This is a genomic window from Arthrobacter nitrophenolicus (assembly GCF_045833485.1).
In the GTDB taxonomy this organism is placed as follows: Bacteria; Actinomycetota; Actinomycetes; order Actinomycetales; family Micrococcaceae; genus Arthrobacter; species Arthrobacter nitrophenolicus.
In genome coordinates this window covers 2,299,376-2,312,245 of the sequence record NZ_CP174504.1, presented here as the reverse complement: position 1 = coordinate 2,312,245, position 12,870 = coordinate 2,299,376, and the positions used below count along the sequence as shown (strand labels likewise).

The 12,870-nt window shown below is 66.4% G+C and carries 14 protein-coding genes; 7 read left to right on the top strand and 7 right to left on the bottom strand.

Annotation, left to right across the window (positions count from 1 at the left end; all coding sequences use genetic code 11):
• The first annotated feature begins 26 nt into the window (after positions 1–26).
• Positions 27–626 carry a recombination mediator RecR gene (gene recR, locus ACJJV6_RS10920; protein ID WP_407708919.1) on the top strand — a complete coding sequence of 200 codons (600 nt, stop codon included), beginning with the start codon at positions 27–29 and terminating at the stop codon, positions 624–626.
• Positions 627–648: 22 nt separating this feature from the next.
• Here the strand turns inward: recR and ACJJV6_RS10915 are convergent, their stop codons facing one another.
• The 3 genes from ACJJV6_RS10915 to ACJJV6_RS10905 all read right to left on the bottom strand — a co-directional run bounded on the left by ACJJV6_RS10915 (position 649) and on the right by ACJJV6_RS10905 (position 3,982).
• Positions 649–1,746, bottom strand: coding sequence for a hypothetical protein (locus tag ACJJV6_RS10915; protein ID WP_407708918.1), 1,098 nt, complete (start codon positions 1,744–1,746; stop codon positions 649–651).
• 140 nt (positions 1,747–1,886) lie between these two features.
• Positions 1,887–3,020 carry an ABC transporter permease gene (locus ACJJV6_RS10910; RefSeq protein ID WP_407708917.1) on the bottom strand — a complete coding sequence of 378 codons (1,134 nt, stop codon included), beginning with the start codon at positions 3,018–3,020 and terminating at the stop codon, positions 1,887–1,889.
• Positions 3,017–3,982 (bottom strand): ABC transporter ATP-binding protein, encoded by a 966-nt coding sequence (locus ACJJV6_RS10905; RefSeq protein WP_407708916.1) that lies wholly within the window; start codon positions 3,980–3,982, stop codon positions 3,017–3,019. The genes ACJJV6_RS10910 and ACJJV6_RS10905 overlap by 4 nt, the downstream gene beginning before the upstream one ends.
• Positions 3,983–4,187: 205 nt before the next feature.
• On the opposite strand from ACJJV6_RS10905, the gene ACJJV6_RS10900 reads away from it, so the two are divergent.
• Entirely contained in the window at positions 4,188–5,546 is a 1,359-nt protein-coding gene (locus ACJJV6_RS10900; RefSeq protein WP_407708915.1) for an aspartate kinase, read from the top strand.
• 105 nt (positions 5,547–5,651) lie between these two features.
• Here the strand turns inward: ACJJV6_RS10900 and ACJJV6_RS10895 are convergent, their stop codons facing one another.
• Both ACJJV6_RS10895 and ACJJV6_RS10890 read right to left on the bottom strand, forming a co-directional pair.
• Entirely contained in the window at positions 5,652–5,870 is a 219-nt protein-coding gene (locus ACJJV6_RS10895) for a hypothetical protein (protein ID WP_009359066.1), read from the bottom strand.
• A 153-nt stretch (positions 5,871–6,023) separates the two neighbouring features.
• Positions 6,024–6,218 carry a hypothetical protein gene (locus ACJJV6_RS10890; protein ID WP_035753574.1) on the bottom strand — a complete coding sequence of 65 codons (195 nt, stop codon included), beginning with the start codon at positions 6,216–6,218 and terminating at the stop codon, positions 6,024–6,026.
• 125 nt (positions 6,219–6,343) lie between these two features.
• Here ACJJV6_RS10890 and ACJJV6_RS10885 point away from each other — a divergent pair, with 125 nt between their 5' ends.
• The 4 genes from ACJJV6_RS10885 to ACJJV6_RS10870 all read left to right on the top strand — a co-directional run bounded on the left by ACJJV6_RS10885 (position 6,344) and on the right by ACJJV6_RS10870 (position 8,714).
• The gene (locus ACJJV6_RS10885; RefSeq protein ID WP_407708914.1) at positions 6,344–6,811 is read left to right on the top strand and encodes a MarR family winged helix-turn-helix transcriptional regulator; all 468 of its coding nucleotides are present in this window, start codon (positions 6,344–6,346) and stop codon (positions 6,809–6,811) included.
• A 103-nt stretch (positions 6,812–6,914) separates the two neighbouring features.
• Complete coding sequence (locus tag ACJJV6_RS10880) at positions 6,915–7,457, top strand: SSI family serine proteinase inhibitor (protein ID WP_407710491.1); 543 nt, start codon at positions 6,915–6,917, stop codon at positions 7,455–7,457.
• The gene (locus ACJJV6_RS10875; protein ID WP_133348482.1) at positions 7,426–8,367 is read left to right on the top strand and encodes a 3-methyladenine DNA glycosylase; all 942 of its coding nucleotides are present in this window, start codon (positions 7,426–7,428) and stop codon (positions 8,365–8,367) included. Before ACJJV6_RS10880 ends, ACJJV6_RS10875 begins: the two co-directional genes overlap by 32 nt.
• Positions 8,364–8,714 carry a serine protease inhibitor gene (locus tag ACJJV6_RS10870; RefSeq protein ID WP_133348480.1) on the top strand — a complete coding sequence of 117 codons (351 nt, stop codon included), beginning with the start codon at positions 8,364–8,366 and terminating at the stop codon, positions 8,712–8,714. Before ACJJV6_RS10875 ends, ACJJV6_RS10870 begins: the two co-directional genes overlap by 4 nt.
• A gap of 72 nt (positions 8,715–8,786) precedes the next feature.
• Here ACJJV6_RS10870 and ACJJV6_RS10865 read toward each other — a convergent pair whose 3' ends face one another.
• Positions 8,787–11,891 (bottom strand): S8 family serine peptidase, encoded by a 3,105-nt coding sequence (locus ACJJV6_RS10865; protein WP_407708913.1) that lies wholly within the window; start codon positions 11,889–11,891, stop codon positions 8,787–8,789.
• 273 nt (positions 11,892–12,164) lie between these two features.
• Complete coding sequence (locus ACJJV6_RS10860; RefSeq protein ID WP_009359060.1) at positions 12,165–12,350, bottom strand: hypothetical protein; 186 nt, start codon at positions 12,348–12,350, stop codon at positions 12,165–12,167.
• Between the two features lie 268 nt (positions 12,351–12,618).
• Here ACJJV6_RS10860 and purS point away from each other — a divergent pair, with 268 nt between their 5' ends.
• A complete protein-coding gene (gene purS / locus ACJJV6_RS10855) occupies positions 12,619–12,870 on the top strand; it encodes a phosphoribosylformylglycinamidine synthase subunit PurS (RefSeq protein WP_009359059.1) in 252 nt (83 codons plus the stop codon).

Sequence of the window (12,870 nt, the reverse complement as noted above, 5' to 3'; positions counted from 1 at the left end):
GTCCATTCCAAGCTAAAGAGGAAACTGTGTACGAAGGTGCTGTCCAGGAGCTGATCGATGAGCTTGGACGCCTTCCAGGCGTGGGGCCAAAGTCCGCACAGCGGCTGGCGTTCCACATCCTTGAAGCGGATCCCCAGGACATGAAGCGGCTGGTGGAGGCGATCACCACCGTCAAGGACAGGGTCAAGTTCTGCACCGTGTGCGGCAACGTCACCGAGCAGGAACTCTGCAATATCTGTCGCGACCCCCGTCGGGATCCCGCCGTCATTTGCGTGGTGGAGGAGTCCAAGGACGTGCTGGCGGTGGAGCGCACCCGTTCGTTCCGCGGCCGCTACCACGTGCTGGGCGGTGCCATCAACCCGATCGCCGGCATCGGACCCGAGCAACTCCGGATCCGTGAACTGCTGACCCGGCTGAACGACGGCGCCATCCAGGAAGTCATCATCGCCACCGACCCCAACCTCGAGGGAGAGGCGACCGCCACCTACTTGGCGCGCATGCTCAAGACCATCGGCATCACGGTCACCCGTCTGGCGTCCGGCCTCCCCGTGGGCGGGGATCTTGAGTATGCGGATGAAGTCACCTTGGGACGAGCCTTCGAAGGCCGCCGCAACGCGCTGACCTGATCCGCACCGGCTGGATCAGGCGCTAGGCCCCCCGAGAAGGGTTCCGACGGCGGGTTGCAGCCGCGGCGGCAGTGGCCAAAAGGGCGGCAGCAACGCCTGTCTGCAGGAGAAGGCCCAGCGCCGGCAACGGCAACCGCGGGGAATCCTGGCTCCGCGCTTCACCATTGATACAGGGAACCGCGGTACCGTCCGCCGCTTGCTGCAGGGCCGCTGAAAGCCATCCGAGAAGATCGGCGCCGGCGCCCGACCCGCCGGCCAGCGCAACGAACACCACGGTGGGGCTGGCAGTAGCCAGCCACGTGACCCGTTCCGTCCGGTACAGCTCAACGGTCCCAAGGGTAATACTGCTGCAGTCATAGGCCACGGGGGTTCCGTCAGCCGCCCGCACCACGTTGAGGGCCACTGTCACCGGCTCCTCCGACCGCACGGCCGGGACCAGGAAGGACGCGGCCGCGACCGTCCCCGCAACCATGAACACAGCCAGCGACCATCCCAAGAGCCGGCGCAGGAACCGGTGGCGCACCAGCGCGGCAACCGCCACTCCCATGCCAGCGAAGATGGCACCTTCCACCGCCGCCAGGCCGGCCGAGGTGGCCGCCAGGGCCCCGGGCAGACCGGCGGCAGCCGCCTGCATCAGCAGCGTCAGCAGGATCAGCAGGGCGAACACCAGGTTCCGGAGGGCGGCGGAGAGCACTGCCGCAGGGAGCCTGCCGCCATGTTCGGGGCCGGCCGCCCCTCCTTGGGCGGACATGCCCCAATGCACCGCCGTCAGGGCAGCCGTAGCGGGAAGCAACGACGACGCCAGCACGTAGGTGAGTATCGGGACCGGCATCCATTCGGCTGAGTCCCCGCCGGGTCCGGGCAGGAGGACCAGTCCCGCGACGGCCACCCAGGTGGCGCACAACGACCCCACTGCGATAGCCCAGAAACGCAGGGTCCCCAAGCTGGCGGCCCAGTCGGCTGCACCCGCACGTACCTCTGCCCGGAGGCCGGGCCCCCGGCGCCGGGCTCCGCCGTCGTCATCATCTGCGGGCTGGAACCACTCGGCAGACCTCGGCCCTATCGGCTCGAAGTAGGGCTCCGGTATGGATTTGGCGCCGTACTGCTGGTCATCGGCCACGGGAGCCACCTTTCCAAGGACAGCCCCAGCCCCGGCTGTGGCCGGGAGGTAACCGGCCACCTGAATAGCAACTGCCTCAATGGTGGTCCAGCGACGGAGGGCTGTCCAGATCCCCGCCCCGCCGCGCCTGCCGGCGGTTCCTAGGCGATCCGCGTGCCGCGGGCCAGCCGGTGGGCGGGTGTCCGGAGCGCACGCTGCCCAAGCAACATCAGGAGCCCGGACAACGCAAGCTGCAGCCCCAGTCCAAGCGGCCACAGAGGTGTTTTTTGGTTCAGGTACGTGGGCTGGACAACCCCGTTGGCGCACGGGTAGGTCCCCTCAGGTCCGGCGAGTGCGTAGCGGGCGCCCTGGCTGATGCCCTCGATGGCACCCGAGGTGGGGAAGCCCTGCTGCATGACGCGGTCCGGGTAGGGAATCGCATCCGCCACCACCACGTAGGGGTTCATTGCCAGGAGCCAGGCCACCCGTTCGGTCCGGGTGGCAGGCTGTTCCCGCAGCGGGCCAACGCAGGTGTACTCCGGCTGGACCGGCCCGTTGGCCAGCGGCTCGTAAGCCCTGTACTGCGCATTATTGGCCATGACCGTCCCCTGGGCGAGCCCGGTGCCCAGGCCGAAGGCGATCAGCGTTCCCACCGCCAGCCCGGCCACCGCAAGGTAGGTCACCACGATGGAAAACAGCGGCCGGCCGGCGAGGGCCGAAATGCCAACACCCAGGGCGCAGACAACACCCACCTCCACGGCCAGCATCAGCAGGGACACCAGCACGTGGCCCGGCGTCAGCCCGCCGAGCGCCACCCCGATCACCAGGAACGGTGTGCTGGCGACAAGGAACGCCAGGGCCGCCAGCCATGCGGCAAAGAACTTTCCCCACAGGATCTGGCCGGGTTCCAGCAGCGTTACCTGGAGTATGGCAAGCGTTCCGCCGGCCCGGTCCCCGTTCACGGCATTGGCTGACAAGGCCGGGGCCACCAGCAAGGCAAAGAGCAGGACGAACGCCAGCACCACTTCGAAAATCATTGACCCCGGGCCGGCGGATCCCGGTGGCATGTAGCTGCCATAGGCCCGCTGGGCCGCTTGCTGGGCATTCCAGCTGGCCCAAGTCAGCCACGTGACCAGTGCCGTCAGGACGAACCAGATGGCAAGCATGATGTACCAGCCGCGCGAACGCAGGCGCTGTTTGAGTTCGAGGGCCACCACATGGCCGATGCCGGCCAGGTAGGCCCCGGCGTTTCCCGATCGGGAAGGGTCCTGCCGCTTCTGTGCCACCGTGCTCACTGCCGCTCCCCCTCAAGGTTCATGTACGTCTCTTCCAGGGCGCCGGAGGCCGGGGCGAAAGACGTGACGCCGACGCCGGCAAGCACCAGGTCGCGCAGCAGCCGTTCCGCATCGGCGTCGTTCAGGAGCAGCAGGCTCACGCCCGGCCGGCGCCCGTCCTCCTGGCGGAACACCAGCCGCAGTTCGGTGAGCCTGGCGGCGAGCACAGCCATGTCCGACGCCGAGATCGAGTACCGCCGGCCGGTCGCCGCGGCTTCCTCGACGGTCTGCTGCCGCACGGTCCGCCCCCTGTTGACGAAGACGGCACCGTCCGCAATCTCGTCAAGCTCGCTGAGGACGTGGGAAGAAACCACCACGGCCTTGCCCTCCGCGGCAAGCTGCCTCAGCATGGTTCGCAGCTCCACGCGGGACCCCGGGTCCAGGCCTGAAGCAGGCTCATCGAGGAGCAGCACAGAGGGATCGTGGATCAGTGCCCGCGCCAGGCTGAGCCGCTGCTGCTGGCCCCGGGACAGGACCCGGGCAGGCTGGTCGGCGAGGTCGGACAACCGGACGCGTTCCAGCATGTCCGCCACCCGCTGCCCTATCCCGGGAGCGGGAAGCCGGTAGAAACGCGCCATCTGGGTGAGGATTTCACGAGCGGTCAGTGACTCCCAGACTCCCAGCGTGTCCGGCATCCAGCCAAGCCGGCTGCGGACTTCCGCCCGGTGCCGGGCAGGATCCAGCCCGTCCACGCTGATGGTGCCGCCGTCCGGTGCCAGCAGCGATGCCAGCATCAGCAGCAGCGTGGTCTTGCCCGCACCATTGGGGCCGATCAGGGCCGTCACTTTGCCGGCCGGGGCGTCGAAGTCCATATGCTCGACGGCGCGCACCACCCCAAAGCTCCTGCTCACCGCCCGGGCTGTGATCCCGCCGGCGTTGGCCGGGGCGTCCGGCTGTTCTGATGTTTCCGGCGCTATTGCCATGTTTTGCGCACCTGTCCCCCACAGTCCTGAGCACGTTGACTCCTTGAGCGTACGCCTCGGGTCCCTCCGCAGCGGTCCTCCTGCGGGCTGAAATTCGGTCACAATTCAACGCCTCGCAGCAGGCGGCGATAAACTGTCCCGGGAAAGTCGCGCCGTTCCGGCGTCAGGCTGCCGCCTCAAGAACCGATCCAACGAAGGTACGCGCATGAGTACGCCCACTACCGAAGTGCACAACGCAACACAGCAGCAAGGGCTGTCCGCCGGCAGTGCGGTGACCAAACAGCTCATCGTGCAGAAGTTCGGTGGCTCCTCCGTGGCTGACGCCGACGGCATTAAACGCGTTGCCAAGCGCGTGGTTGACGCACAGGAAGCCGGCAATGAAGTGGTGGTTGTGGTGTCTGCCATGGGTGACACCACCGATGAGCTCCTGGACCTCGCCGCGCAGGTGACCGATTCCGCTCCCGCCCGTGAAATGGACATGCTGCTGTCCGCCGGAGAGCGCATTTCCATGGCATTGCTGGCCATGGCGATCAACAAGCTCGGTGCCTCCGCCCAGTCCTTCACGGGTTCCCAGGCCGGCATGATCACCGATGGCATCCACGGCAAGGCCCGGATCATCGACGTCGATCCGCACCGCATCCGGACAGCCCTCGACAAAGGCAACATCGCCATCGTGGCGGGCTTCCAGGGCATGAGCCGCGCCACCAACGAGATCACCACGCTCGGACGCGGCGGCTCCGACACCACCGCCGTGGCACTGGCTGCGGCACTTGAGGCCGACGTCTGCGAGATCTACACCGACGTGGACGGCGTGTACACCGCAGACCCCCGGGTGGTGCCCTCGGCCCAGAAGATCGACACCATTTCCAGCGAGGAGATGCTCGAACTTGCCGCGTCCGGCGCCAAGATCCTGCACCTGCGCTGCGTGGAGTACGCCCGCCGGTTCGGCGTCCCGCTGCACGTCCGCTCCTCATTCAGCCAGCATGAAGGCACCTGGGTCATCCCCAGCGCCGAAGACAAGATCACCACTCAAGAGGGAGTTGCCTTGGAGCAGCCAATCATCTCCGGCGTTGCGCACGACCGTTCCGAAGCCAAGGTCACCGTTGTTGGCGTCCCGGACATCCCCGGCAAGGCCGCCGCCATTTTCCAGGTCATCGCCGACGCGCACTCGAACATCGACATGATCGTGCAGAACGTGTCCACGCATGGCACGGGCCGGACGGACATCTCGTTCACTCTGCCCATCGTGGAAGGGGCGGACGCCCTGGCGGCACTGCACTCGGCGCAGGACCAGATCGGCTTCGAGAGCATCGAATACAACGAGCAGATCGGCAAGCTCTCCCTCATCGGTGCGGGCATGCGCTCCCACCCCGGCGTTTCCGCCACCTTCTTCAAGGCGCTGTCCGACGCCGGCATCAACATCAACATGATCTCCACCTCGGAAATCCGCATCTCCGTGGTCACCCATGCCGACCTGCTGGACGAGGCCGTGCGCGTGATCCACAAGGCCTTCGACCTGGATGCGGACAACGAAGCCACCGTCTACGGCGGAACCGGCCGCTAAACCGGGACCTCCGCAGAAAAGCGCCGCAGCAAAGCCGGGCCGGCCTCCGTTCATTCGGAGGCCGGCCCGGCTTTTCGCTTGTCCCGCGGGCAGACAGGTCTTACATCATGGCCTCTCCCGCTCAAGGTCTTCGCGGCGGACAGCGTAGTGATGGCCGGACGAATCGGATTCCACTACAAAGTGCGAGAGGTCTTCCTCGGAAGCCTGTTCAAATGCATCGTGCTTGTGCACCACCGGCGCATCAGGGTCCAGCCGGGTGGCAGGTCCAAAGAAGAAGCGGAGCCTGTCTGTCGCGCCCATGAATCCGCTGACAATGCGTGCCATTGTTTCCCACCCCCTTCCCGCTGATCGGGGCAAAGAGCTGCTGCCTCCTGCGGGAGCCAGTGCCCCCATTTTACGCCCGAAGCCGGGAAAAGGAGCGGGCCGAAGGGCAGTCCGTGGAGCCAGAGGCAAGGGCGCTACGCGGGTTGGAACATGTCAGCGCAGGGACTTATCTTCCGGGTTCCTGGGCACCACATAGGTGCTGCCGTCCGGCCGCGTGATGGTTTCCCACTGCTGGCTTTCAGCCTGGCGCTGCGCCAGCAGCTTCCGGTTTTCCTCCGTCATGTCGTGGACCAGGGAGGAGCGGTTCGCGGGACCGAAGATGGCCCTCAGCTTGCCGGTGGCGCGCATGAAGCGCTGCGACGCGTTGTCCTTGTTGTCCGGCTTGCCCTTGGCCACGCCCGGCTCCTCCTCTGCCCTGGTCTTCCGTCAGCAAGTGTACGCTAATAGTTAGCGTACTAATAATTGGAGGACTTATGAACGCCGCAGCTCCGGCAGATACCAGCCAGGATGACGACCTGCTCCTGGAACACCAGCTCTGTTTCGCACTGACGGTTGCAGCCCGCAGCGTCGTTGGGGCGTACAAGCCAGTCCTGGAGAAGCTGAACCTGACCCACCCCCAGTACCTGGTGATGCTGAGCCTGTGGGAAACCAGTCCCAGGACGGTCCGGAACATCAGCGATGCCCTGGCCCAGGAGCCTGCCACCATTTCGCCGCTGCTCCGCCGGCTTGAGGCCGCCGGATACATCACCCGCCGCCGGGCGGACGGCAATGAGCGGGCACTCGCCGTCGAACTTACGCCTGCAGGGGCGGCGCTGAGGCAACAGGCTTTGGAAGTTCCCGGGACCATGATGGAACGGCTTGGCCTGACCCGAAGCCAGGTCATGGAACTGCATGCCTCCATGATGGGGCTCATTGCTGCCACCTCCGGCGGGACGCCGTAGCCGACGGGCCGGCCCGTACCGTACGGACGGAACCACCGGGAAGGCGCGATAGTGGAGCTAGAATCGAAGGGTGACTAGGGCGGTGCGCAGGACACGGCTGCAGATGGCAGGGCTGGCAATTGCTGCGCTGCTGATGTCCTCCTGCTCCCCCACGCCGGACGGCGGCAGCCCGGCCACGCCGTCGGTTGAGCCTACGTCCCAGTCCCCGACCACCAGCGCGGCGGTCGGGCCGTCCCCGGACACTGAAACTTCCGTTCCCGCGCCGTCGCCTGGAACTTCCCGCCCGGCTGGCGGGCCAGGCGAGGGCAATGCGGAGTTGGCCATCACCGTGACTCCAGCTGAAGGCGAACCCGCCGTAAACTACACCCTGGTGTGCCAGGCAGGCGTCCCTGCCGCCGAGAGCAGCCACCCGACCGCCGAGGCTGCCTGCACCGCCTTGAAGGAGAACGCCGCGCTGCTGAGCCCCGAACCCCGCGCGACGGACCAGGCGTGCACCGAGCAGTACGGCGGACCGCAGACAGCCATTGTTACCGGGGTGGTGGACGGCGTGCCCGTGGAGGCCGAATTTTTCCGCACCAACGGCTGCGAAATCAGCGCCTGGGACGCTGCGAAGGATGTCCTGGGTGCTGCCGGTGGAGCAGCTTAGGCTGCTGGCGGCCGACGAATGGCGGGCACTTGAGGAAGCCCACCAGCAGCGTGTCAGCCGCTACGCCGACCCCTACCTGGCACGACGTTCCGCCGGCCAAAAGCACCCCGTTGAGGACTTCCTCTTCACGTACTACACCCAGAAACCCGGACAGTTGCGGCGCTGGCATCCCGGCGCCGGGATGGTCCTGACGGGGGCGGACGCGGCCGCCCGCAGCGGCTGGAAACATTACCGGACGCTCGACGACGGCGAACTCGCCTCCCTTGGGCTGCCGCCGGACAGCACCGCGGTGACCGTCGATGTGGCCGCCTTCCTTGACGACCGGCGGGACGCAGTGGATTTTGCCGGCATCATTTTGCGCGGCACCGCGGCACGGCCGGCGCAGTTTGGCTGCTTCGGCCTGCACGAATGGGCCATGGTCTACCACCAGGACAGGTTCGACCTGCGCCACGAGTACCTCCGGCTCCGCCTCGGTCCGGAGGGCACGGACAAGGTGGTGGAGGACAACCGGATCCGCTGCACGCATTTCGACGCCTTCCGCTTTTACACTCCCGATGCCGTGCCCCTGAACGAGGTCGCGCCGAGCCGCGAGACCCAGCGGCTCATGGAACAGCCTGGCTGCCTGCACGCCAACATGGACCTGTACAAGTGGGCCTACAAGCTGCTCCCGCTGCTTCCCAGTGAACTGGTGATGGACTGCTTTGAACTGTCCTGGCGGATCCGGGCCATGGACATGCAGGCATCCCCGTATGACCTTGCGGCATGGGGTTATCCCGCGATCCCCATCGAGACGCCGCACGGCAAGGCCGCCTATGTGGAGCACCAGCGCTCCTTCGCCGCCGAGGCAGCTGTGCTGCGGGACAGGTTGGCCTTGGAACTGGCCGCGGCCTCGGCTCAGGTCCCACAATGATTGACCTGACCATCAGGCTCAAGGAGGACCCTGCCGGCGTCGAGTACGTGTTCCGACTGAGGGCCCGGGACGGGGTTTTGTCCGGTGACTCCACCCTGCCCGACCCGACGGCGGCCCTTGCCGCAGTGGAGCAGTTCGGTGAGCAGGTGTTCTTTCCGCAGCCGGGACCGCCACGGCTGTGTACCCAGCAGTACGGCGGACCACAGGTCGCCGTGGTCACCGGAAGCTTCCATGGCCGCCAGGTGGAATCGGTGTTCACCCGGACGGACGGCTGCGAAATTTCCCGGTGGAATGCCATGGCACCCCTCCTGGGCGGGGGTCCCTTGGGCGGCGGCCGCGCCACCTGATCTCCCTGCAGGACGAAATGGCCCTGGCGGTTGGTAACCGCCAGGGCCATACGTCTTCTCAGGCTATGTCCGTCAGGCCGCGGGAACGGCCTGGGCCAGGGATATGGAGGGACCTGCGGCCGGTGCCGCAGCGCCCGGCGCGCCCACCTGGACATTCACCCACGTACGGATCCCGTTTTCCCCCAAGCTCAGGCGCGCCACGTGCGCGCCCGCGGTCAACCCGGTCCAGGACAGCGTGGCGGACGTGGCAGTGCCGTTCCGCGCCACGATCGGGTTGGGCTCCACCGTCAGGTTGCCGGCGTCGCCGGTGAAGGCCGCCGACTGCACGGAGGCGCTGGCGGGCCCGTTGTCCGGCGTGGAGTAAAGGTTTGCCACGATGTAGTACGTTCCTGCCCGCGGGGACTCAAGGTCCAGGAACTCGCTGGCGGCGGCCGTGGCCACCTGGGTGGCCGTCAGTCCTCCGGAACCGTTCGGTGCGTACACCACCATGTCCCAGTCGACGTCCTCGGACTGGGCCTGGATTCCCATCCGGGCAAAGGAGGCCCCCTCAGGAACAGCCACCTGCAACAGCGCATTGTGCTCGTTGTTGACGGGTTCAAACCCGCCGGGTGTCTTGGTGATGGCGGTCTGGCTCAGCGGGGCAAGCCCCTCCACACCCACCGTGATGGGATTGTCCGAACCCGAGACCAGCTCCATGGTTCCGCTGCCGTTTCCGGCCGTGGAACTGAAGGAGAACGACGGTGCAATCTGCGCATCGACAGGGCGGACCGCGAGGGGGGAACTGACGGTGCGCGGCCCCTTCCAGGTGAGGGTTCCGGTGCTGAACTTGCCCGTGGGCGCGCCGGCGTTACTGATAGTGAGCGTCACTTCGCGGGTCTGGCCTGCCTTGGTGAAGTTCAAGGCCTTCGGCTCCACCTGTACATTGAAGCCCGGCATGCTGACCTCGGACCGGTACGTTCCCGGCACCAGTGCCGTCAGCTGGCGTTTCACCTGGACTTCCCCCACCAGGCTTCCCAGCGCGATGGACGGCAGGTTCAGGTCGCGGGCAGCTATGCTTCCGGCCTGCGGCGCGCCGGTGTCCACCCCCTGCCCGTTGAGGAAGCCCAGCCAGTCCCTGACGCCGGAGTTGTAGACGAGTCCCGGGTCCAGGACGCGGGTGGAGTCGATGTGGCCTGCGCCGCCCTGGAAGGGGTCGGTGTTCGCGGAGCCGTCCGGATTGACCAGCGGGTAGGCGGTGGTCATCATCGCGGATTTGACCATGGCAGGGCTCCAAGTGGGCTGCTTGCTGAGCACCAGGGCGCCGAAGCCGGCAATATGCGGGGCAGCCATGGAGGTGCCGGACATGAAGCCGAACTGGTCGCCGTCGTTGCCGATGGTGGAAACGCCGGCCAGGACGTTAACCCCGGGGGCTGCGACGTCCGGCTTGAGCAGGTCCCCGCCGGACGCAAGGGAAGGCCCGCGGGAGGAGAACCCGGCAATCTGCGGCGCCGGGGCCAGTGGCTGGCCGGTGAGGTCACCCTTCACCAGGCTGACCGTCAGGGAAGGGTTTGCCTCCAGCTTGGACTTCAGCTCCAGGCTCCTGGGGGCGTTGACATGCACGGTGGGGAGCACGTGGTTGTCCGCATCCTCGGAGCTGCTGGTCAGGTTGACCAGGATCATGCCGACTCCGCCCTTGTCCTGGACTTCCTGGCTCTTGGCTGTCCGGTCCACAACACCCCGGTCGCAAACCACCACCTTCCCGGCCACCTTCGCCGCATCAAGCGACCCGGGAGCGCAGAGGTTGGCGTTCGTTGCTCCGGCCGCGGCTGCTGCCGCCGCAATGATCACTGGCTTGTCCGCCACTTCTGTCTTCATGATGGACGCGCCGCGGTAGAGCGAGCCGTCAGAGACCTTGACCGTGCCCACCAGGTCGCTGGGGAACGTGGAGGCGGCGACGGTGGTGAGCCAGGGTGAGGCATGGTTGACCGTGGAGGATGCAGGCCCGGAGTTGCCGGCCGAGGCCGAGACGAAGACACCGGCGGCAGCAGCGTTCAGGAATGCAAGCGCCACCGGATCGACGGTGCTGTTGTTGTTTCCTGAGATGGAGTAGTTCAGGACGTCCACCCCATCCTTGATCGCCGCTTCCACTGCCTCCACTGACGCGGATGAATAGCAGCCGCCCGTATCCGGGTTGTTGTCCTCCCAGCACACCTTGTAGACGGAAACTTTCGCTGCGGGCGCCACGCCGGAACTCCTGCCGAAGTCAGCACCGTCGATGACCTGCAGGACGCCGGCATTTCCCGCTGCCGTGGTGGCCGTGTGTGTTCCATGGCTGCCGACGTCCACCGGTGAGATAAGCTCTTCGCGCGCACGGTCCTGCGGAGCGACATATTGCAGGAACGAATCCGCAAAGTACCTCGCGCCGATCACCTTCGAGTTGCATTGCGATCCGTCGAAGGTTGCTCCGGATTTCTGGCCCTTCTGGCATTCGCCTTCGAAGGTGGTGCCGTCTGCTTTAAGCATCGCGATCTTGCCGTCGGCGGTGCGGTAGGGGACGCCCACCTGGGCGGGGCCCTGCAGCGGCTGCACCGGCTCGCCCTGCAGGAAAGGGTTGTCCGGCGCATAACCGGAATCGATGACTCCCACCACCACGCCCTTGCCCGCATTGGCTTCACCGCCGAACTGCTTGGCCCACACGCCGTCCGGGCCGGTGAGCTTGAGGAAATCCGTGGTGGTGTAGTCAGGAGCGTTCTCCACATCCGGCGCCACAGCCAGGACCCGGCTGTCCTTGGCGAGTGCCGTGGCTTGCGCAGCGGTGAGCCGGGCGCTGAAGCCGTTCAGGGCTGCCGTGTACTGCTTTGCGGGAGTGACACCCTGGCTCGCCGCCACATCACGCTGTTGTTGGCGCAGGTACGCGTCATAAGCCTTGTAGTTTGGACTACCGGCATCCAGCTTCCTGCCCGTCTCGGGCCGGGTGGCGCCCAGGCCGGCAGTTTCCCCCTCATAGGCTGCTGCTGCGGCACCGGCCAGAACCACGATGTAGGGGCCGTCCTTGAACTGCGTGGTTCCGGGGCTGGTGGCAGTCCCGTTGTCCAGGCCGGCCGGCGCCGCGGTGGCAGGAGGTATGGCCAGCGACGCCAGGAGAAGCGGCAACCCGGCAGCCAGGGCCGCCGCCTTCCGGAGCCCCCCGCCCCGCATGGGGCTTCTTCCAGTTGATCTCACGTGCAACCCTTTCACGATGTACCGGCCCAGCCATGGGTGCGGGCCAGAAACGACTGGCATGGCACATCGATTTACAGATCTTGTAATGGATGAGACCAGCCGGTTCAAACAGTACAGAGTGAGAGCCCAATATGACATAGGCCACAGAGGGAAATTTTGCGGTTGTCACAAAGCCGTCCCGGCGTACGCCGGGGCATAAAAAAGGGCATCCCGAAGGACGCCCAATACACCGCGGCAGGAAGGGACCGGCTACTGCCGCGGCGTCCTGACCACCTCGCTGATCCACTGCCGGGTCTTCTCGTCAACGGGCCCGGCCACGCGGTTTTCCCTGGCAAGGCGGTCCGCTTTCAGTTTCTGCAGGACCATCCGGCCAAGTCCGGCGAACACGGCCGCGGCGACTACCGGCAACAGGACGGACTTCGAATTCTCTGCCATCCAGCAATCCTAGTGAAGCCGGTTCGGCAACTCCAGAACCTCCCGCGGACAGCCCGGCGATACCTGGTTGAGGGCCGCTTCCGGGCTCCGAAACCACCGAATACAGGCAGGCCCGTTCCGGCCGGTAGAATGATAGAGCAAGCTCGCGGAGCGCCCGTCCTCAACGTTGTCCAAGGCAGGACCACCATGCCCCTCAACACCCCGGCACGGCGTGAGACGGCACCACTCCGCTGCGCCATTACCCAAGCTCACGCACAGGAGTTACCGGATGCCCCGGATCGTTGTTGACGTCATGCCCAAGCCCGAGATTCTGGACCCGCAGGGGAAGGCGATCGTTGGCGCTCTCCCCCGGCTGGGCTTCACCAGCTTCAGCTCTGTCCGCCAGGGCAAGCGTTTTGAACTGACGGTCGACGGAGAGGTGACCGAGGCCATCCTGGCCCAGGCACGCGACGCTGCCGAGACCCTCCTTTCCAACCCCGTGATCGAGGACGTCGTCAACGTCGAGGTCGTCGAGGCCTGA

What these genes read in the sequence shown, in the direction of transcription:
- ACJJV6_RS10905 (WP_407708916.1), bottom strand. Translation starts at nt 3,982, where the DNA reads ATGGCAATAGCGCCGGAAACATCAGAACAGCCGGACGCCCCGGCCAAC.
- ACJJV6_RS10900 (WP_407708915.1), top strand. Translation starts at nt 4,188, where the DNA reads ATGAGTACGCCCACTACCGAAGTGCACAACGCAACACAGCAGCAAGGG.
- ACJJV6_RS10895 (WP_009359066.1), bottom strand. Translation starts at nt 5,870, where the DNA reads ATGGCACGCATTGTCAGCGGATTCATGGGCGCGACAGACAGGCTCCGC.
- ACJJV6_RS10890 (WP_035753574.1), bottom strand. Translation starts at nt 6,218, where the DNA reads ATGCGCGCCACCGGCAAGCTGAGGGCCATCTTCGGTCCCGCGAACCGC.
- ACJJV6_RS10885 (WP_407708914.1), top strand. Translation starts at nt 6,344, where the DNA reads ATGAACGCCGCAGCTCCGGCAGATACCAGCCAGGATGACGACCTGCTC.
- ACJJV6_RS10880 (WP_407710491.1), top strand. Translation starts at nt 6,915, where the DNA reads ATGGCAGGGCTGGCAATTGCTGCGCTGCTGATGTCCTCCTGCTCCCCC.
- ACJJV6_RS10875 (WP_133348482.1), top strand. Translation starts at nt 7,426, where the DNA reads ATGTCCTGGGTGCTGCCGGTGGAGCAGCTTAGGCTGCTGGCGGCCGAC.
- ACJJV6_RS10870 (WP_133348480.1), top strand. Translation starts at nt 8,364, where the DNA reads ATGATTGACCTGACCATCAGGCTCAAGGAGGACCCTGCCGGCGTCGAG.
- ACJJV6_RS10865 (WP_407708913.1), bottom strand. Translation starts at nt 11,891, where the DNA reads ATGCGGGGCGGGGGGCTCCGGAAGGCGGCGGCCCTGGCTGCCGGGTTG.
- ACJJV6_RS10860 (WP_009359060.1), bottom strand. Translation starts at nt 12,350, where the DNA reads ATGGCAGAGAATTCGAAGTCCGTCCTGTTGCCGGTAGTCGCCGCGGCC.
- purS (WP_009359059.1), top strand. Translation starts at nt 12,619, where the DNA reads ATGCCCCGGATCGTTGTTGACGTCATGCCCAAGCCCGAGATTCTGGAC.